Origin of the sequence: Bacillus swezeyi (assembly GCF_001969815.1) — a bacterium.
Lineage (GTDB): Bacteria > Bacillota > Bacilli > Bacillales > Bacillaceae > Bacillus > Bacillus swezeyi.
Window position 1 is genome coordinate 102437 of record NZ_MRBK01000010.1, and the last position, 19996, is coordinate 122432.

Annotated in this window: 12 protein-coding genes; 5 read left to right on the plus strand and 7 right to left on the minus strand. The window is 36.5% G+C overall.

The window, feature by feature from the left end:
* Positions 1–57: 57 nt before the first annotated feature.
* Entirely contained in the window at positions 58–1233 is a 1176-nt protein-coding gene (locus BTA30_RS10255) for a CDP-glycerol glycerophosphotransferase family protein (RefSeq protein WP_076761153.1), read from the minus strand.
* A gap of 36 nt (positions 1234–1269) precedes the next feature.
* Positions 1270–2049, minus strand: coding sequence for a WecB/TagA/CpsF family glycosyltransferase (locus BTA30_RS10260; RefSeq protein WP_076761154.1), 780 nt, complete (start codon positions 2047–2049; stop codon positions 1270–1272).
* Positions 2050–2458: 409 nt separating this feature from the next.
* On the opposite strand from BTA30_RS10260, the gene tagD reads away from it, so the two are divergent.
* The 5 genes from tagD to BTA30_RS10285 all read left to right on the plus strand — a co-directional run bounded on the left by tagD (position 2459) and on the right by BTA30_RS10285 (position 9966).
* On the plus strand, positions 2459–2848 hold the full coding sequence (gene tagD / locus BTA30_RS10265) for a glycerol-3-phosphate cytidylyltransferase (protein ID WP_076761155.1): 390 nt from the start codon (positions 2459–2461) through the stop codon (positions 2846–2848).
* 192 nt (positions 2849–3040) lie between these two features.
* Positions 3041–5044 carry an alpha-glucosyltransferase N-terminal domain-containing protein gene (locus BTA30_RS10270; RefSeq protein WP_076761168.1) on the plus strand — a complete coding sequence of 668 codons (2004 nt, stop codon included), beginning with the start codon at positions 3041–3043 and terminating at the stop codon, positions 5042–5044.
* 117 nt (positions 5045–5161) lie between these two features.
* Positions 5162–7285: a CDP-glycerol glycerophosphotransferase family protein gene (locus BTA30_RS10275; protein ID WP_076761156.1), complete on the plus strand. Its 2124-nt coding sequence runs from the start codon at positions 5162–5164 to the stop codon at positions 7283–7285.
* A 246-nt stretch (positions 7286–7531) separates the two neighbouring features.
* The gene (locus BTA30_RS10280) at positions 7532–8347 is read left to right on the plus strand and encodes an ABC transporter permease (protein WP_076761157.1); all 816 of its coding nucleotides are present in this window, start codon (positions 7532–7534) and stop codon (positions 8345–8347) included.
* 20 nt (positions 8348–8367) lie between these two features.
* Positions 8368–9966, plus strand: a complete 1599-nt coding sequence (locus tag BTA30_RS10285; protein ID WP_076761158.1) for an ATP-binding cassette domain-containing protein — start codon at positions 8368–8370, stop codon at positions 9964–9966.
* A gap of 92 nt (positions 9967–10058) precedes the next feature.
* Here the strand turns inward: BTA30_RS10285 and BTA30_RS10290 are convergent, their stop codons facing one another.
* From BTA30_RS10290 to BTA30_RS10310, 5 genes are all read right to left on the minus strand, one after another.
* Positions 10059–12689, minus strand: coding sequence for an N-acetylglucosaminidase (locus tag BTA30_RS10290; RefSeq protein ID WP_076761159.1), 2631 nt, complete (start codon positions 12687–12689; stop codon positions 10059–10061).
* A gap of 161 nt (positions 12690–12850) precedes the next feature.
* Positions 12851–14128: a nucleotide sugar dehydrogenase gene (locus BTA30_RS10295; RefSeq protein ID WP_076761160.1), complete on the minus strand. Its 1278-nt coding sequence runs from the start codon at positions 14126–14128 to the stop codon at positions 12851–12853.
* 14 nt (positions 14129–14142) lie between these two features.
* Entirely contained in the window at positions 14143–16845 is a 2703-nt protein-coding gene (locus tag BTA30_RS10300; RefSeq protein ID WP_239693565.1) for a heparinase II/III domain-containing protein, read from the minus strand.
* 16 nt (positions 16846–16861) lie between these two features.
* Positions 16862–17860: a glycosyltransferase family 4 protein gene (locus tag BTA30_RS10305; RefSeq protein WP_239693566.1), complete on the minus strand. Its 999-nt coding sequence runs from the start codon at positions 17858–17860 to the stop codon at positions 16862–16864.
* 12 nt (positions 17861–17872) lie between these two features.
* Positions 17873–19996 (minus strand): CgeB family protein (locus tag BTA30_RS10310; protein WP_204515369.1); only part of this gene is annotated, 2124 nt, incomplete at its 5' end.

Genomic DNA, 19996 nt, shown 5'->3' on the forward strand with positions numbered 1-19996 from the left:
AAAAAAACTGGCATTCTAACCTGCCAGTTTTTTTGTATGATAAACGTTATATCCTTTTTATCCCTCACTCCTGACACTTTCAACAGTCTCCGAATGTGTCAGCAATTGATGAATAAAATCAAGCAGCTTTCTGCTGGAATGCCCTTGTGAATATCGATTCCACTCCGTTGCAAAACGTTGAATCTTTTCATTTTGTTTATCGGTCTTTTTTAATTCTTCAAGCAGTTCATCCCGGTCAGAACAAGCTTTTCCGGGTATCACCATTTCAAAGTCATCGATTAATCCGCGCTTTTCGTCATATTCAACCATGTCATACGTATAAAACAGCATCGGCTTATTTAACAATGCGAATTCAAAAGGAACCGAAGAATAATCTGAAATCAGTATGTCACACACGTATAATAGGTCTTTTAAGGGAAGGTCTGAAACATCTTTAAAATAGCCTTCACTCTCGTCCAGTTTTATGTCTTTGCGCACAGCAGGATGCAGTTTTACCATCAGCACGTATTCTCCGTTTAAACCTTTTGAAAGCTGTTCTTTTGTAAACGGGAGATTGAGGCTTGTCATGTCGTAGTCCCTGTAGGTCGGAGCGTATAGAATGACTTTTTTATTTTGAACAGGGGGAGCCTGTGGTTCAAAATGAAAATACTGATCAGTTAACGGGACTCCCGTTCGCAAAAACTGTTCTTCTTTCGCGCCAAATGACCGTTTGAAAATCTCCACCATCTTGTCTGATCCTACGGTGATATAATCAAATGAACGGTATACCTTTTTAAACCTTTTTAAATCAGCCACTGTTCTATGTTTATTCGAGACATCCTCAAGTCCGAATTTTTTAAGTGCACCATTAGCATGCCAAACCTGAATGCATTTCGTCTGCGGCCGATTGTTCAGTACGCTCGTCAGCAAAAAGTAGTTATCTGTAATTACACATTTGCTTCTAAACATATGATAAACAGCCTGTATGATATGAAAAGGGTTTTTTTCATTTATACATTTTGATGGAACAGCCGGGAATTCTTTTGCAAGAGAAACAGCATGCTGAGTATACAAAACGTAGACTTCAAATGGTTTGTTTGTTTTCTTTTCATATTCAGTCAGCAGTTCTGTCGCATTATCCTGGAATGAAACGAGAAGGACGGCCCTGTTCCGCGGCTTAATCCACCTTAAAATAAAGCCGATTATTGACAGTCCTGCCGAATAAAAAATAATCAGTAAAGAACGTATATTCATCCTTCAACCCAATCTCTTCATAAAGTTCAAATTTTATTATGCGTCAATTTGTTTTGACTGCTCTTTAACCTGTTCAGGATAGTAGCTCTGCTTTTGCACCCTTTGCTCTTTCAAAACGGAAAAAGCATATTTGGGGATATTCATCATCCGTTTCCATCTTGACGGATTTGTCGCCAATCGGTACAGCCATTCCAAGTTTAGACGGATCAGCCAATTCGGAGCGCGCTTTACCGTGCCGCTGAATACATCAAAGCTTCCGCCAAGGCCGATTGCTATTGCCTGCGGAAATAGATGCCTATGTTGATAAATAAATCTTTCCTGATGCGGGTAGCCTAAAGCTACGAAAACCATGTCCGGTTTTGACTTTGCAATCCGTTTAGCCACTGCTTCTTTATCCTTTGCGTAACCGTCTGAGCATCCAACCAGGTTGATATCGGGGTATTCAGATGAGATACGATCCGCTACAGCTTGATTGACCTCTTTTTTTGCGCCGTATAAAAAGACTCTTTTCTTTTTGTCGTTGGCAATCTTCAGCAGATTGATAAACACATCATAGCCAGCGATTCTCGACTTTAACCGGTTATTGGTCAGTTTTGACATCATCACGACTCCGATGCCGTCGGGCAGAATAAAATCAGCAGATGACAATACATCAGAATAGCTTTTGTCTTTAATCGCCGCATATCCGATTTCGGGGTTAACAGTAGCGATATATGCACCTGCGCGCCGATTAATATATGATTGTTCAAGATGATTCATAAAGCCGGATAAATCGGCACTAACATAGGACAAGTTGTGAATCTGTTCCGTTTGCAAATTCATCTCCTCCTTCCGATCAGAAAAATGCAATTATATGTTTAAACGAACTTTAAATGTCACAGGTAATAATCAGCCCAAAAATTCAAATGATCTAACGTATATTTTAACATAGATGATTCATAAAAGCTTAACAATAACTTTACATCTATTTAAGATTTTTTACACGGTCTTCAGAAAAAGCGACATTTCGCAGATAATTTTTAAATAAAATTTGGAATTTCATTTGCGATTAACAACCCTTAACGTTTGATAGACGATGTGCTATAATAAGTGATCAGTGAAGACATGCGGAAAAATTGTCTTTTTTTAGTGAAAAACACACGCGTTTTTTGGATCTTAAATACATGTGAAAGTTAATTATAGTGGTTTCAGTACGTTATAGATTAGGAAGGAGAGTCCGTTTAACATGAAGAAAGTCATCACATACGGAACGTTTGATTTATTGCATTGGGGTCATATCAAATTATTGGAACGCGCCAAACAGCTGGGCGACTATCTTGTCGTAGCGATCTCTACTGATGAGTTCAACCTGCAAAAACAGAAAAAAGCTTATCACAGCTATGAGCATCGTAAATTAATCTTGGAAACCATCCGCTACGTTGATGAAGTAATTCCTGAAAAGAACTGGGATCAAAAAGTACAGGATGTAATCGACCATGATATTGATGTTTTTGTTATGGGGGATGACTGGGAAGGAAAATTCGACTTCCTAAAAGAACATTGCGAAGTCGTCTACCTGCCAAGAACCGAAGGAATTTCCACCACAAAGATTAAAGAAGAAATCGCTAACCTATAAGTTCTGGCATTTCTCCATTACAAGTTATATAATTTTTCAAAAAGTACTTCTTACAGATTTTAAGAAGTACTTTTTGATGCTTAATTGAATTTGTCTAGAAGTTAATGTGGAAAATAGATGAATGCCAGCTCATAGTGAAAGGGAGAAAAAAATTTGGGCGAGAAACCATTTAACCAGTTGAATGATAAGGAAATGCTTATTCCCGATATGACATATTATTTTATTTCAGGAAGCCTGCCTGATAATTACGGAGGATTGACAAAATCGCTGCTGCTTCGGTCCAAATTATTCGGCGAAGAATGTCACATACCTACGGTCTTCTTAACATTCCGCTTTGATAAGGAATTTTCAGCTAAAAAAAATCAATTGTATGAAAATAAAAAAGTTGACCGGGAATTTACTCGAATTTTAAATATGTATCATGATTTTCTTAGTAAAAATGCCAATGGACGTTTATATTCGGAAAGAATTAGTTTACAGGAAATAAAAAAACAAATTCGGAGAAATCAATTCCTTCAGAAATTCGGCAAAATTTTCAGCAGAAGAATAAACAACCTTAATATCACATTTTATGAAGATGGACAATCCGTCCGCTTTGTCGATTTCTTTAACAGTGAAAAAAAGTGCTACAAAAGAGAAGAATACCGCAAAGACGAAACACTATGCCTGGTGGCTTATTTCGATACAAAAACAGGCCGCTTGTCCCGTCAGGAATTTGTCAATGAAGATAATATGATTTACTTGGAGATGCACTATGAATTTAATTCAGAAAAGAATGACATTCAATTCATTCATATGAACTGGTATTCAGAAAACGGAGTGCTTCAATTCTCAGACGAATCAGATTTAAGAAGACATTGGATTGAGGCCCTTCAGGCCGAATCGGATCAGCCAAAGCTGTTCCTTGTTGACAGCAGACCTCAGGACAAACATATTTTCAGGGTCAAAAAAGCTCCGGCATCTTATTATGCTGCAATCATTCATAATAAACACTACGGTGACAACAAATATCAGATCAAAGGCCGTTATAAAGAAGTGTTCAGCCAAATGCCGAATTTAGATGCCGTGTTCTTCATAACCGAAGAACAAATGGAAGATTTCGAACTAATTACCGAAAAACAGGAAACTTTCTTCTTTACTCCGCACACAATAGCCAAACCGCTGGATAAAGAAGTGTTAAACGTGCCAAGCAAAAAGAACAAGGCTGTCATTATATCCAGATTGGCAGCAATGAAAAATCTTACTCACGCCGTTAAAGCTTTCAAGCTTGTAGTAGATGAGATCCCCGATGCACAATTGGAAATTTTCGGATCCGGCGAAGACGAAAATTTGATCAAAGCTGAAATTGAAAAATGCAGCTTGCAAAAAAATGTCTTTCTAAAAGGCTATACTCAAAATCCTGATGCCGAATTTCAAAAGGCTTGGCTCACCATTTCGACTTCTCACTTTGAAGGTTTCGGCCTTTCGAATATGGAAGCTCTCAGCAATGGCTGCCCAGTGGTTACTTACGACTATGATTACGGTGCCAGGAGCCTTGTGAAAGACAATCAAAACGGATTTGTCGTCGAACAATATAATATTGAACAGCTTGCCGAAAAAATTATTTTGCTCATGAAAAACGAAAAGATTCATGAAGAATTCTCCAAACGCGCATTTGAAATGGCAGAGAAGTACTCGACAAATCATTATATCAAAAACTGGTCCGTAGCACTTCAAAAAATGATAGAGATCAGAGATGAAAGACAAAGTTTAGCGAAGACATTCTCTAGCAAACTTCCGTTTACGATAAGGGAGCTTCAAACCAGTGAATCGGAGTTGACGATCGAACTGCACAACCCAATGCCGGTCGATGAAAGCTATCGATTGAGGCTATTAGGGCTTGATAGAAAAAACAAAGCGGCCGTTGTTTCCGCAACTCCCGGCGAATCTGGTTCAGAACCTGCTGTAACGCAGTTTAATATCGATTTCGATAAAGGGATTCAGGTTGAAAAAATAAGAGCAAATAAAACGAAGACTTTAGATTTTTATTTGGAAATCAGCAATCGAGATCATATTAAAGTATTAAAACGGCTATCCGTTGATCAAGCTGAGATGGCCTCTCCTTTTTCAGCGGAAGAATATAAAGCAGTGCCTTACACAACAGTAAAGGGCAATTATTCATGGACGTTGAGCAAAGAGACAGAAGTTTCTTCATGAAGCGATTTCGCTGCCGGCTGTACAGTACAAGATGATTAAATCATTCATCTTGTGTATAATAATCAGAAGACTTCTTCATTTAATATTTTGAATAAAAAAGAGGAGTAGACTTATTTTATGGTTAAGGAAGTTCCAATAACATGTGATTTAATGAATCTAAAAATTGAGGGTTGGCAGCTTCACCTCGATTTCTCTTTACAACATTCAATTCCCGCGGAAGCAATCAGCCTCCTGGCAGTAAATCGTAAAACAAAAGAAGAGCTGTCAGTTCCGTGTGAAATAATAGATGAGCCTGAAAAAGACAGATACCGTGCTGCACTTCATTTAGATGATCTTTCAAAACACGTCAATGACAAAGGCTGTCTTGACTTCTACGTCACATCTCAGAATACAGCGGATGATCTTCTGAAGAGAAGAATGAAGACAAAATTTCAGCCAATTGAACTTTCTTGGAAATGGGATGAACAAAAACGTGTGTACTTCCTTCCCTATACAACAAAAAAAGGGAATTTCTCTTTAAAAGTTCTGCAAAAAAAAGCAGTCGCTGAAGTTAGTGACGCCAAGCTAAGCCCAGAAGGAGAACTCTCCCTTAAAGGATATGCGTTTTTGCTGAATGAGAATGGAGAAGCTTCTGTTAATAATAGGCGGCTTGTTTTAAAAGAGATCAAGGAAGCCGTGGAGAAAAGAGTTTTCGAATTTCCTCTAGAAGACAACGAAACAGCCGGCTTTAAAACGCAAATTGATCTCAAAAAGCTTTACGAAGAAAATGTCATGCCGGCTATGTTCCAGTTTCATATCGAATTTACCGGCGAGGACCCTGAAACAGGCGAGGAAGTCGTCAAACGAAGCAAAGCACTGATACTGAAAAAGAAAGCGAATCTGCAACCAAACCAGTTTACGATTCTTGAAACTGAAAAGGGCCCTGCGCGTTTTCACGTCTACCCGCAAAAGAAAAAAAGAAACATGCGCTTAAGAATGAATGATTATACATTTAAAACAAGAGCTGTTTATTTTGTAGTTGGGAACAAAAACCGAGCCGTTTCGTTTTTCCGCAGGAGTAAAAATAAACTAATGAAGAAGATCGACAGGGGTGTGAAAAAAGCTTATTATTTCACCTTCGGACTGGCCGGAAAACTGCCTGTCAAAAAGAAGACCGTCATCTTTGAAAGCTTCGCCGGAAAGCAGTACAGCTGTAATCCGCGGGCGATTTATGAATATATGAAGGAGAACAATCCGGAGTATAAGCTGTATTGGAGCGTAAATCCAGAATACACGGATATCTTTGAGGAAAAAGGCATTCCTTATATTAAAAGGTTTACCCTGAAGTGGCTGTTTGCCATGGCAAGAGCTGAATATTGGGTTGTCAACAGCCGCCTGCCTTTATGGATTCCTAAGCCCGGACACACCACATATCTACAAACCTGGCACGGTACGCCGTTGAAACGGCTTGCCGTCGACATGGAAGAAGTGCATATGCCGGGCACGAATACGGAAAAGTACAAAAAGAACTTTACAATGGAAGCTTCGAAGTGGGATTATCTGATTTCACCAAACGCTTATTCAACCGAAATCTTTGCCCGCGCATTCCAATTTAATAAAACAATGATTGAATCCGGATATCCAAGAAACGATTTTCTCCATACGGATAACAATGCCGAAACGATTCGCGCGTTAAAAGAGAAAATGCAGCTGCCGGCCGATAAAAAAGTGATTATTTATGCGCCGACTTGGCGTGATGATCAGTTTTATAAAAAAGGAAAATACAAGTTTGACCTTGATTTGGATTTGGCCAAGCTGAGAGAGGAAATCGGAGATGACTACGTGGTCATTTTAAGAATGCACTATTTGGTGGCGGAAAATTTTGATCTTGAGCCATTCCAAGGGTTTGCATACGACTTTTCCTCATATGAAGATATCCGCGAGCTTTATATGGTGTCCAACTTGCTGATCACAGACTACTCTTCTGTTTTCTTTGATTTCGCGAATTTGAAGCGCCCGATGATATTCTTTGTTCCCGATATTGAAACATATCGCGATAAGCTGCGCGGCTTCTATTTTGACTTTGAAAGAGAAGCGCCAGGTCCGCTCGTCAAAACGACGGATGAAGTCATCGAAAAAATTTGGGGAACCGAAGCATCGGATTACCGTCTCCCGGATATATTCGAGCCTTTCTATGGGAAATTCTGCTACTTAGAGACTGGAAAATCGTCTGAAAAAGTTGTGAAAACGGTTTTTGAATGATCCTAGAATGAAAAGCCAATGCATACCTTTTGATTGGTTGCATTGGCTTTTTGCTATATCGTATGAGAGTTGATTTGTATTTTTGAATAGGTTTACTTGAGCGGTCAAACAAAAGAAGCTTTGTTAATATGTACAAATCGGATTAAAAGTGAAAAGTATAGCAAAATCTGATACAATATAGTGCGGTGCTTTAAATAATGTTCTGAAAATAAAGACCTAAAAACTTTAACTCTAAGGAAGATTAGAATGAATGCTATGGTAAAAGTTCTGAAAGAAGTATTTTCTTCGCTTCCGCTCATTATGCGGCTTGCGGTTTATGAAACAAAGTCAAAGTATCAAATGAATTATTTGGGGGTCGTTTGGCAGTTTCTAAATCCGTTAATACAGATTTTAGCCTATTGGTTTGTGTTTGGAACTGGCATTAAGGGCACCAGGCCAGATATCGATCACTATCCGTTTATCATCTGGATGCTTGCCGGTATCATTCCTTGGTTCTTTATCAGCCCGACAATTCTTGATGGATCAAGTAGTGTTTTTAGAAGAATCAATTTAGTATCCAAAATGAATTTTCCGGTCAGCTCACTGCCAGCTGTCGTGATTGCTTCCAATTTATTCAGCTACTTTGGAATGACGTTGATCTATGTTTTAATACTTATAGGGAGCGGACATTTTCCGACGCTGCATTGGCTGCAATATTTTTATTATCTGTTCTGTATGATTGCGTTTATGTTCTCATTCAGTCTGTTTAATTCGACGATCAGTGTTTTGGTGAGAGATTATCAATTTTTGCTTCAGGCCGGGACAAGACTTCTGTTTTTCATGATGCCGATCTTTTGGGATGTAGCACACGCACTGGCCAACAGACCGCATGTATTGGCGATTCTTAAATTAAATCCGCTTTTTTATATAATAGATGGCTTTAGAAACAGCTTTTTAAACGGCCATTGGTTTTTTGAGGATGTTAAATATACCTTGTATTTCTGGGTCTTCACATTGCTGTTATTGACAGTGGGTTCAATCCTCCATATGAAATTCAGGGACAAGTTTGTTGACTTTCTTTAATATAGTAAGGAGATTATACGATGAAACTAAAAGTTTCGTTTCGAAATGTTTCAAAACAGTATCATCTATATGAGAAACAGTCTGATAAGATCAAAGGTCTGTTCTTACCGAATAGAAATGATAAGGGTTTCTTTGCCGTACGCAATGTATCCTTTGATGTATATGAAGGAGAGACCATCGGATTTGTTGGGATCAACGGTTCCGGCAAATCGACAATGTCGAATCTGCTGGCAAAAGTGATTCCTCCGACAACCGGGGAAATCGAAATGAATGGACAGCCTTCCCTGATCGCGATTTCGGCTGGATTGAACAACCAGTTGAGCGGGAAGGACAACATACGGCTTAAATGTTTGATGATGGGGCTGACCAATAAGGAGATTGATGAACTTTATAATCAGATCGTCGAGTTTGCCGATATAGGAGATTTCATCAATCAGCCGGTCAAAAGCTACTCAAGCGGGATGAAATCGCGTCTTGGCTTTGCCATATCAGCCCATATTGATCCGGATATTTTAATTATTGATGAAGCACTGTCGGTCGGTGACAAGACCTTCTATCAAAAATGCGTAAACCGAATCGATGAATTTAAAAAGAGTGGAAAAACCATTTTCTTTGTCAGTCACTCGATTGGTCAAATTGAAAAAATATGTGACCGTGTTGCCTGGATGCATTACGGCGAAATGCGTATGTTTGATGAAACCAAAAAGGTTGTTAAAGAATATAAAGAATTTATTGACTGGTTCAATAAGCTGTCTAAAAAAGAAAAGAAAAAGTATCAACAGGAGCAGATTGAGGAGCGTAAAAAAGAACGGGCAGAAGAACGAACAAGCCGTTATTTACAGCATAATAAAAAACCGCAAACGATCGCCAATACGGTTCAAGTCGCTCTTCTTTCAATTTTACTGGTAGCGATAGCCACAACGATGTTTGTGAGCACGCCTTTGCGAACGATCGCTTCCTTTGGAATGATTCCAGGACATGAAACTAAAAAATCGGAAGAACACCAAGCTGAGTCAAAATCAGAAAGTTTAACACAGGTGAATCAACCGGCATATGTCAAATCAATACAGCTTTCAACGTACAGCGATCAAGGATTAAAACAGAAAAAGACGGTTTCTTTGCCATTTGGAACTGAAGTTACGCTTGTATCTCAAAATTCTAAAGTTGCACAGATTCATTTTAACGGTAAGAACTATTTTGTGAGAACAGACAGCATATCCTTGGCTAAAGACCAGGAAAATGTTTCATTGGCTGCAAATGCTTTTTCACCTTACTTTTCAGAGAAAGCAAATTCTTCTTATCAATACTTCCTTTCCTTTTTAGGGGCGAATGAGCAGACCTTACAACAGACCTTGCAAGGGGTTAAAGAAGTAAAATACGATGACGGAAGAACAGGCCTTCGCCTCGATTATGAAAACATCGACTATGTGATGGAAAAGCATAAAGCTGCAGCCATCGCCTTTCATGACCTTCGAGTTGTTGAACCGGCTTCAATATCTCTATCTGATGATAAAGTTACGTTTGACAAAGACCATAAACGATTCTTTTTCAGAACCGACAAGCAGCTTTTTGTAGTGGATAACGAGGAACACACATTAATGATAAGAAATGAAAAGTAAGGCTTAAGCCATTGTGATGGTGAAACATCACGATGGCTTTTTAGTTTTCAAAAAAAGAGACCAGACGCATTTTTGCATCTGATCTTTTTTTTCTATTTATACTTAGGAATGTCATAATACAACGTGTAATTATCCAGCAGTGTGTACAAGCTGTACATCCGGCTCACCTGTTTATAAGCCCAGCCGATATCTGTTGCATATTGATGACTGGCCGTTGGAGCCCATCTCATTTTGAACAGCGTATCTTGCTGAAAACCGCTTCTATGAATATAGTTTTTGCCAATTAATTCAGCTCCGCCGATAATCGCTTTTTCAGGAGTGTCCCATCCCTGCTCATAGGCTGTTTTGGAACCGCATTCCAGCGGACAAGAATCATATGCACCATATCCATACATATTATAAACTGTTTTTCCGTTATATTTGACGCCTTTGGCTAATTGAGAAGTTCCATTTCCGGTTTCCAAAAGAGCGTGAGAAATCAAATACAATTCATTAATGTTGTATTTTTTGGATGCCTCAACAAACGCTGCTCCTTTTCCTTCAAGAATTCCCTTGCCTTTTAAAATCTTGCTATTGATTTCACTTGCCGACAGACCCGCATATTGAGACAGTTTCAAAAACTGGAAGTAATATTTGCTGTCCATTGAAAAGTTGTTCGGATTAATATAATATCCGGTCTCATCTTCACTTGCATTTCTCCAGCCCATGTTGATTTTCGCCCAATTTCCATCAGTGCCGGTCATGCTGACTTTGTCGCCTTTTTGAAGCAGCCCCACAATGTTGTTGTTTGCCACTTTCGGAGAAGATCTCACATTTAGGTAGTCTGCCGTTACAGTACTGTTTGCGGTATTGATATATGTAAGCGATACATAGCCCGGAGAGTCTGTCTGCGGGTTGACGCTCATTTGCTTTTTCAGCATTTCTGCAAGGGTGAGGCCGTAATCCGTATACATGATTTGTGGGCCGTTTAAAACTTTGTTAATGCTAACATCCCATCCATATTTGCTTTTTATTTTCGAAGCTGAAGAGGAGGCATTATCATAACCCGTAAATTCTCCTATTATAATTTTATAATAGTAATCATTTGTTTTTTTATAAGTAAATGACCATTCTTTTTCTATAAAGAAATCTCGGGCTTTTTTATATTCATTGATTGATAAATTAGATGCTGTAACAATTTGATACCTGTTATATCCTGTTTCACCGGTTTTTTGGGCTGTTGCTCCCCAACCATGATCCGTAAAGAATTTCAAACCTGCTTTAATCTCTGAAGCATCCAGTGTTGGATTTGTTACAATCCTATATTTTTCATACCCTGTTTCACCGGTTTTTTGAGCTGTTGCCCCCCAGTTGTGATCCGTAAAGAATTTTAAGCCTGATTTAATTTCTGAAGCATCTAATGTTGGATTTGTTACAATCCTATATTTTTCATACCCTGTTTCACCGGTTTTTTGGGCTGTTGCCCCCCAACCATGATCCGTAAAGAATTTCAAACCTGCTTTAATCTCTGAAGCATCCAGTGTTGGATTTGTTACAATCCTATATTTTTCATACCCTGTTTCACCGGTTTTTTGAGCTGTTGCCCCCCAGTTGTGATCCGTAAAGAATTTTAAGCCTGCTTTAATCTCTGAAGCATCTAATGTTGGATTTGTTACAATCCTATATTTTTCATACCCTGTTTCACCGGTTTTTTGGGCTGTTGCCCCCCAGTTGTTATCATGGAAATACTTCAATCCAGTATTGAGTTTTGATTCATCTAATATCGGTTGGGTTACAATTCTATATTTCGAATCTTCTTTTTCTCCAACTAATTCATAGCTAGCTTCCAATCCAGTTTTTTCTTGGAAATCTTTTAAAACGTTTTTTACCCGTGCTTCCCCGGTAAAGGCGCTCGTTACAATACGTTGGTAGCTTTTTGCTGTTCCCGCCGGTTCATAACTCGCTTTCTGGCCGGTTTCTTGTTCATACATCTCTAGAATGTTTTTTACCCGTGTTTCTCCGGTAAAGGCGCTTGTTACAATACGTTGGTAGCTTTTCGCTGTTCCCGTCGGTTCATAACTCGCTTTCTGGCCGGTTTCTTGTTCATACATCTCTAAAACGTTTTTTATTCTGGCTTCCCCGGTAAAGGCGCTTGTTACAATACGCTGGTAGCTTTTCGCTGTTCCCGTCGGTTCATAACTCGCTTTCTGGCCGGTTTCTTGTTCATACATCTCTAAAACGTTTTTTATTCTGGCTTCTCCGGTAAAGGCGCTCGTTACAATACGCTGGTAGCTTTTCGCTGTTCCCGTCGGTTCATAACTCGCTTTCTGACCGGTTTTTTGTTCATACATCTCTAAAACGTTTTTTATTCTGGCTTCTCCGGTAAAGGCGCTCGTGATAATCCTCTGGTAATCTACAGCATTTCCCATTGGTTGATAAGAAGCTGAAATCCCTGTATTCTTCTTGAGATCCTCTAAAGAAGATTTCACTCTTGCTTCACTAGAAAAGCCACCAGATATAATTTGGTAATTTTCATACGAAGCGCCTTTTTTCGCAGTGGCATTCCAGCCAAAATCATTTTTTAATTTTTCAATAGAGGTTTGTACCTCTTTACTTCCTGAAAATTGCTCTTTCGTTTCTAAATTATAAGTTGAATAGTCGGTATAAGCCAGTGCAAAATTAGGAAATGCAGCTAAGAGTATTAAAAAAGAAGCCAAAGTAAATATGAATGCTTTCCGTTTCAATTTATACCTCCTTCCATTCACTTTTTTTAAAAAGACCTCCTTAAATATATCGGACAAATAATAGGATTGTAAAGCTGAATCTTTTTAAAACTGAATCTGGTTGTTTGAAAAACTAATCATTGTAGTTCTTTTCTCTTATCGTGAGATAATCACAGGTTTCCTTATACCAATACATTCTCTTTTTTAATCGCATTGTATAAATTTCCAAGATTAATATAATCAAACTCACTTGAACGGGTTTTTACAATATTTTTAGTATCCAGAAGCTGTTTAGTTGACATTCCAGATAAACTGCTCCAGTCTAGTTCCTTAAATTCATCATGGTCAGACAAAATTAAAATCAAATCGGAATTTTCTGCAACATCTTGAATATTTTTATATACGAAATCCTGATTGACATGAGGATCATATGCTCTAACCTCATACTTCTTCTGCTGTTTTAATATGTTTAAAATCTCCATAGCAGGGCTTTCTCTTATATCATCTACATTTCCTTTATACGTCAAACCAAAAATAGAAATCACTTTACCATTATTTTTCTCCATTAATTTATTTACATTTTCAACAATGTAATATGGCATTGATGTATTAATAGAACGAGAAATATCAATTAATTTTGCACTCTGAGGAGCTTTAGCTATAATAAAATAAGGATCTACAGCTAAACAATGTCCACCAACCCCAGGACCAGGTGTGTGTAAATTTACACGAGGATGTTTATTTGCCATGTTGATGACCTCGAGAGCATTTATGTCAAGCTCGTTACAAATTTTTGCAAGTTCATTTGCTAAAGCAATGTTGACATCTCGAAATGTATTTTCCATTAGTTTTGACATTTCGGCAGTTTTAGCATCTGTTTTAATTATTTCCCCCTTTACGAAAGACTTATATACGTTAGCACCCGCTTCTGCACAAGCATTCGTAATCCCACCTACAATACGGTTGTTAAAAATAAGTTCATGAAGAATTTCCCCCGGCAAAACTCGTTCCGGACAGTGAGCTAGAAATATATCTTTTCCTACTTTAAAACCTGCATTTTCAACAATTGGTTTTACAAAGTCATCCATACTTCGAGGAGCGATTGTAGACTCAACTATTACAACATTTCCTTTTTCTAAATAAGGAAGAACATTTTGTACCGCATCTAAAACATAAGTTAAATCACATGATTTATGCTCATCATCGCAATTTGGGGTAGGTACTGAAATAATAAAAGTATCAGCTTTCTCGGGTTTTAAAGCCGCCCTAAATAACTTTTTGTCTACTACCTCATTTAGAGCCTCCTGGAGGCCTGGTTCTTCTATATGGATAAAACCAGCGTTAAGTGAGTCAATAACTTCTTGTTTTACATCTACTCCAACGACCTCATTGTTGTGTTTAGCAAACATAATTGAAGTGGGAAGACCTATATAACCTAATCCAATAGTACAAATTTTCATATTTAAAACCCTCTCTAATCAATATTAATTGGATCACTGTTAAGAGCAACACGTTTATCCGTTTTATTCTTCACATAAGCTCTGACTTTGTATGACGCTTTTTCTTTTATATTAAAAATAGCTTGATTACTTCGACTATAAGGTATCTTTTCTTCCAAAACGCCTTCCTTATAAAGATAAAAAGCGTAATATAGATCTTCTCCATAAGCCTTTGTAGAGACTAAAATACTATCGTTCCTTCTTTCAGTATGAACAGACATAATATAAAAATCTTCTGTATCTAAATTAATATCGTAATCAGATTGTATACCCAATACTAATTTTAAATGATGCTGTAGATAACGAGGAAAATATCTCTTTAATCCCGTATGATCCATATTTTCTTTAATATCCAGCTGAGTTTTATATCCTCTATTTTTCAAAGTGTTATACAGCGGCATTACATGATCGGATAAATGATGATCGTTTTTCCCGACTAATAATTTTATATTCGGGCCATTTTCTACAGGTTGATTTAATATGTTGTAAAGTATTTGGTCCATATAATAACAATCACCCTCAGTAAATCCACTCGCTATATACTCAGCGACATGTTTATGAGGCGCTTGATGGATAAGGAATTGTCCAAGCTTTGATTGTGGTCCGCCTGCTATTACGTTTCCAAAGTGATATTTTATTCCAAAATAAAGTGCAGAGAAACCGCCTTTAGATGAACCAACAGCAGTTACGTTCTTTTGTAAAATATCATATTTGGAGGTGAAATAATTTATTAAAGACATAACAGATGTTTCGATAGAATGGTCCCTATCTCTGCCAATATAATATGAACCTTGTATGCCGAAATCGTCCAATATAAATAGTTTGTTTGTTTTTAGACTGCTTAAAGTCTTTTTGTAATTAAACATATAGTTATAATCTTTTCCCATAGCTGAGAAGACTATGACTAAATGATTTTTATAAGGTTCTTCAGTTGCTTCTTCAAATAAATACTTTAAATCTCTTGTACTTGAGTAGTCTTTTTCAAGCTGTAAAGATTCATTTAACACTGGTATCTTAAAAGAGGAAAAACGAAATTCAGTCTGGCAATCAACAGTGCTTCCAGTTAAATTTACTTCCAGAGTAGTAGACGGCAGCTTTTTCTCCATCTCTGGAAAAATCCATCCGCTATATGTTGGCGCAGTTTGACCATGTCTAATATTGATGATTGGTGAAGCTTTTGTAGTTAATTCAAGTTCCATTACTTTTTGATCGTCCCTAAAAAACTCTACAATTTGACCTCTTATTTTTACTTTAATATCTCTAGCTACATGCCATAAAAGTTGGTATTCATTTTTAGTATCAGAAGATATCGTGTCCTGAACAATTATATTTTGATTTTTTCTATTAAACTTTACATTTCTTTTATGAACTACTCCGTCAAAACGTTTATTAACACCTGTAGCTTCACTCTCATCTTGTCCAATATGATAATTCTCAATATAAACATCGTCATATTTTCCATCAGTTCGAGGCAAGCCTTTTCCATTAACCAATAAAGTGTTATGAGCGAATGAAGAAAAGGCATATTTAGTATACGGATCTTTATAGTTATAACCATTTGGCCCCGCTTCGGTTATGATCTCTCCATTTGAATAAATATAAAAATTTAAATCATCACTATGTTTGTGATAATCGACGTGATATGCTGCTGAAAAAAGACAATACGTTGCCTTTTCTTTTTTGCTCCAATCATCTCTGAATATTGCATAACCGGCCTCTTTAAACACAACATCGTGATCTGCTGGCGGTATTCCTTTTTCTCCTTTAGTGACAGAATATAAATACTCATCGGTGTCAAAAAGATGACTATAGCTTGATTCTGAAACTTTTTTTGGTTCAGTATCACAAATAGGAGGTAGAAATCCGTCTGGGCGAATGACATGTGTAGCATACTTCTCAGCTTTAAGATATAAAGCGTAAAAACTTTCGAAAGAATTGGGATCAAACTCTTTCATCCAGTCAATTAATTTTTTTAGTTGAGAAACAACCAATAGATGGTATGCCGGTGAATGTTCTTTATGAACCCCTTCTACTGTAAAAATATATTCAAAATAATCTTTCAGTCTCTTAATTGATACCTCTATGAACTCTTTGCATTTTTCATTGTTTTCATACATAAAAAATGAAACAAATTGTAACAGTGAAATATCTTGAAACATACCATGATTTGTATTGGTTGAATGAAAAGAATCACTACTTAACAGTTCTGCGGTTTCCCACATTTTGTTTTTTAATAGTTCTATTCTGTCTTGATTCACTTTATTTTTAGCATGAATATAAAATTTCAACCAATACTGCAATCGTAGTGCTGTCGTTTCATCATGCCATCCCATTGTATTTCTTGTATCGATATAATTGTTATTTTCTATCCAGTCTTCAATCAAGTCTAATGCTTTATATAAATAAATATCATCATTTTTAAGAATATAAGCATCCATCAGACAACCTAAAAAGCTATTGGCATGTATGAGTCTAAGATAACTTCTTGATTGATCGCCTTTCCAGTCAATCTTTTCTGTATAGGTTGTTATTCCAAAAGGAGGTATCTGAAAAGCGTTTTTTCTAACTATTAACTCTGCTGCTTTTATAGAATCTTTATTCCTGCTTCCGGGCAATGCGTTTACTAATGACTGAAGCTGTCTTTCTGTCATCCGTTCAGGTCTATATAAAAAGACCACATTCAACCACCTCCTTCTAGTAAAGATTTTCTATAACATTAATCCACTGTGCTGCTATTTTGTTAACATCAAAATATTCTTCTGTATATTTGACTAATTTATCTCTTATGACATTTTTATCACTTATTGAATTAATCTCGAGAATCCTTTTGACACAGTCATCAACATTTTGGTGAATATACTTCGATGGATAAATTGTATTACTTCCATCCCAATTTAAAATAACAGGAAACGCACCTGAAGCCATTCCCTCGCCAGGAGCTAAATGAAAGCTTTCAGAGTCACTCGTTGACAAAACAAAATTTATTTTTTGAAGCCATTCGGGAATATCATTTCCAAAGCCATCGAAGATTACTGAATCTCTCCATTCAGCTTCCCTAATCTTCTTAAATACGGTCTCATAAAACTCCCTTTCGTTTTCATTATTCCAAAGCCATGGATACTCTTGAGGGTGTTTCCCCTTGATATATAATTTATATCTTTTATCTGATACCCATAATTTCTCAAATATATCAATAGCAAGGTCAAGCCGCTTTAACTTTGGGCACATTCCAATAAAACCTAGATTAAAGTCAGAATCTTTTTTTTGTCTATTCATGACTTTCGTATCAATTGAATTATAAATCATCAACATTTTTTCTCTAGGGAATTTAAATACTCTATAAAATTCTTCATATATATAGGGAGAGATAGCAATGATTTTATTTATATTCTCTATTCTGAACTGTTTTGGATAAACTGTTTTTAATTCTTGGGCATGCATCCGCACAATCAATTTTTGGTGCGGCAACTTATGATTTGAATACCATACTGCATTTCCAAGACCCCATTCGCAAAAAACGATATCTGCCCAATTTAGACATTCCCGGCTGTATGCTTCATCATGAACATTGTGACCTTTCCATTTATCTGTTTTAATGGCAAATTTATCACTCTTTTCCAAAATAGAAATAATATCTTCAGCAAATTTTAAATCGTGACCTGCGATTACTATTTTCTTTTTATTCACCCTCATTTAAGACAAACCTCAAATCTCAATTTGTTTAAGCTGTTCTATAGCCGTAATTGATTCGCCGTTTTGAACATAATTAAATTTATCATTACTAAATAATCTGCTACCTTGCTTGTAGTATCCTGAAAAATCCTTGCCTTTTTCGATATTTGATAATAAATCACTCAAGTTTTCTTTTGAGAATATATCCATTTTAAAAACTGAACTTGCTATTTCTAAATTATGAACATATTCATATTCAGTGTTGGCATGACTTTCAACAAGCTTATTATCAATATAAGCAAAATGATTTCTTTTGCCTATAACTTCACTATCGGTAAAAGTTGTGCTTAACATTAAATCTAAGAGATAATTCTCTCCGTAATAATCGTTTGATGAGAAATATGCACAGTAAGGAGTATTAAGCCATTCTTTTATATTTTGATAGTTATGGAAGTATGATTTTATAAAGGTTTTAACATTTTTGTTGTTATAGCTATTAAAAAGTTTTAGATACCCTGGAAATAAATCTATTAATATACACAGTTCTTTGTTCTGGTAAGTCTGCTTCTCAAACTTTTTAACCAAATTGTGAAATTCTTCCTTAGAATTCGCAAACCCTAAAACAGTCACTCGCGGTAGTTCACTTCTAAAATTCAATCCTATTTCATCAACAATTTTATTTAATCGTTGGGTATAAGTATGATTTTTTAAAACCTCTCGAATACCTTTCATTGCCTTCTTACGGTAATGCTCCTCAGAATTCAAAAGAAATTGAAACGCATCCTTGATATCTTGTTCATCCTCAGAAATGTACACCAAATCCCCTAATAGGTTATTAACACCTTTTGCATAGGTGCTGATAACCGGCGTCCCGCAGGCTAAACCTTCAAAAACTCTACGGGAGAACATGGTCGGAGAATTTTTCACAGTGTTTACGTTAATCATTACCTTGTAGCCCTTATATGCCTTATCAATTTCATAATATTTTAAGCTGCCCTTAATATTTTCCTTATATTTTTCAGGAAAACAATGATTGGGCATTAAACCGGCTGACGTTTTTTCATAATTTCTATCATAAATATCCAATCCGAAATCTTTGGCAATATCTAATATTCGATCCATGTCAATAGATCTTTCTTCATGCAAGCGATAATACGATCCAGCAAAGCAGGCTTTGTTTATTCGCTCACTTTGAATTTTAATTGGATTGTGAATTTTCGGCTGTGCAGCAAACGGCAGTGAATAAACATTTTCATGTCCAACTTCCTTTTTATAAAAAGGAACCATATCTTCATCTGTGGTAAATATATAATCGAACTTTTTGGCAGTATTAATAAAACGATTATAGTGAACAGGGTCCTCTTTATTCCAAAAGACAGTCGGTATATTTTTTGCATTACACCACTTAATAAGGTCAAAAAGAGCCTTATTTTGCTCTTCACCGTAATCACCGACGCGTTTAAACCAAGATCCATTATTACCATTCCAAGCTGATTCAACCATAAGAATATCAGGAGTATCTCTTGTTAAAACCTCAAGCCAATTATCGGGAGTAAACTGAATTAATTTGCATTCTTCCGAAAATGAGGCCCTTGTAAATTCATCAAAAATAACCGCCATTTTCAACTCGCTTATCTTCTTGGAAGGTAATAAATTCATTTGTTCAACTTCTCTTTTAGCAATCCATTCTGGAGTTGTATTATCACTTACAGATGAACTCTCTCTAATTTCGAACTCTTCAATACAAAATTCTCCAGCCCCTCCAACTCGGACCGTTATTCTGATTTTATTTACACTTTTTTGCGGTTTATAGAATGTAACATCATTCACTTTGAGCTGATAAACTTGAATTTTTTTATCATTTGCATACCCTACAATCATTGGAATGAGTTCGATTCCTTCACTCATTTGGGCTCTGAAATAAAATTCATATTTATATTCACTTTTTATATCAATCAAATTATTTTTCGGAGGAATACTAAATTTATTATTATTTTCTTTATAAGATAGATATTGTTTTTGATTAGTTTGTTTAGTGATCTCTCCAATTAATTCATCTTCTTTTTTTGTTAGAAGTAAACTTTTTTTACTGTAAAACCAATCTTTCGGATCAAGAGCTACTTTGAGGCGTTTTGTATATTCCACTTCTCTCTCATT

What these genes read in the sequence shown, in the direction of transcription:
- BTA30_RS10285 (WP_076761158.1), top strand. Translation starts at nt 8,368, where the DNA reads ATGAAACTAAAAGTTTCGTTTCGAAATGTTTCAAAACAGTATCATCTA.
- tagD (WP_076761155.1), top strand. Translation starts at nt 2,459, where the DNA reads ATGAAGAAAGTCATCACATACGGAACGTTTGATTTATTGCATTGGGGT.
- BTA30_RS10275 (WP_076761156.1), top strand. Translation starts at nt 5,162, where the DNA reads ATGGTTAAGGAAGTTCCAATAACATGTGATTTAATGAATCTAAAAATT.
- BTA30_RS10255 (WP_076761153.1), bottom strand. Translation starts at nt 1,233, where the DNA reads ATGAATATACGTTCTTTACTGATTATTTTTTATTCGGCAGGACTGTCA.
- BTA30_RS10305 (WP_239693566.1), bottom strand. Translation starts at nt 17,860, where the DNA reads ATGAGGGTGAATAAAAAGAAAATAGTAATCGCAGGTCACGATTTAAAA.
- BTA30_RS10280 (WP_076761157.1), top strand. Translation starts at nt 7,532, where the DNA reads ATGAATGCTATGGTAAAAGTTCTGAAAGAAGTATTTTCTTCGCTTCCG.
- BTA30_RS10270 (WP_076761168.1), top strand. Translation starts at nt 3,041, where the DNA reads ATGCTTATTCCCGATATGACATATTATTTTATTTCAGGAAGCCTGCCT.
- BTA30_RS10295 (WP_076761160.1), bottom strand. Translation starts at nt 14,128, where the DNA reads ATGAAAATTTGTACTATTGGATTAGGTTATATAGGTCTTCCCACTTCA.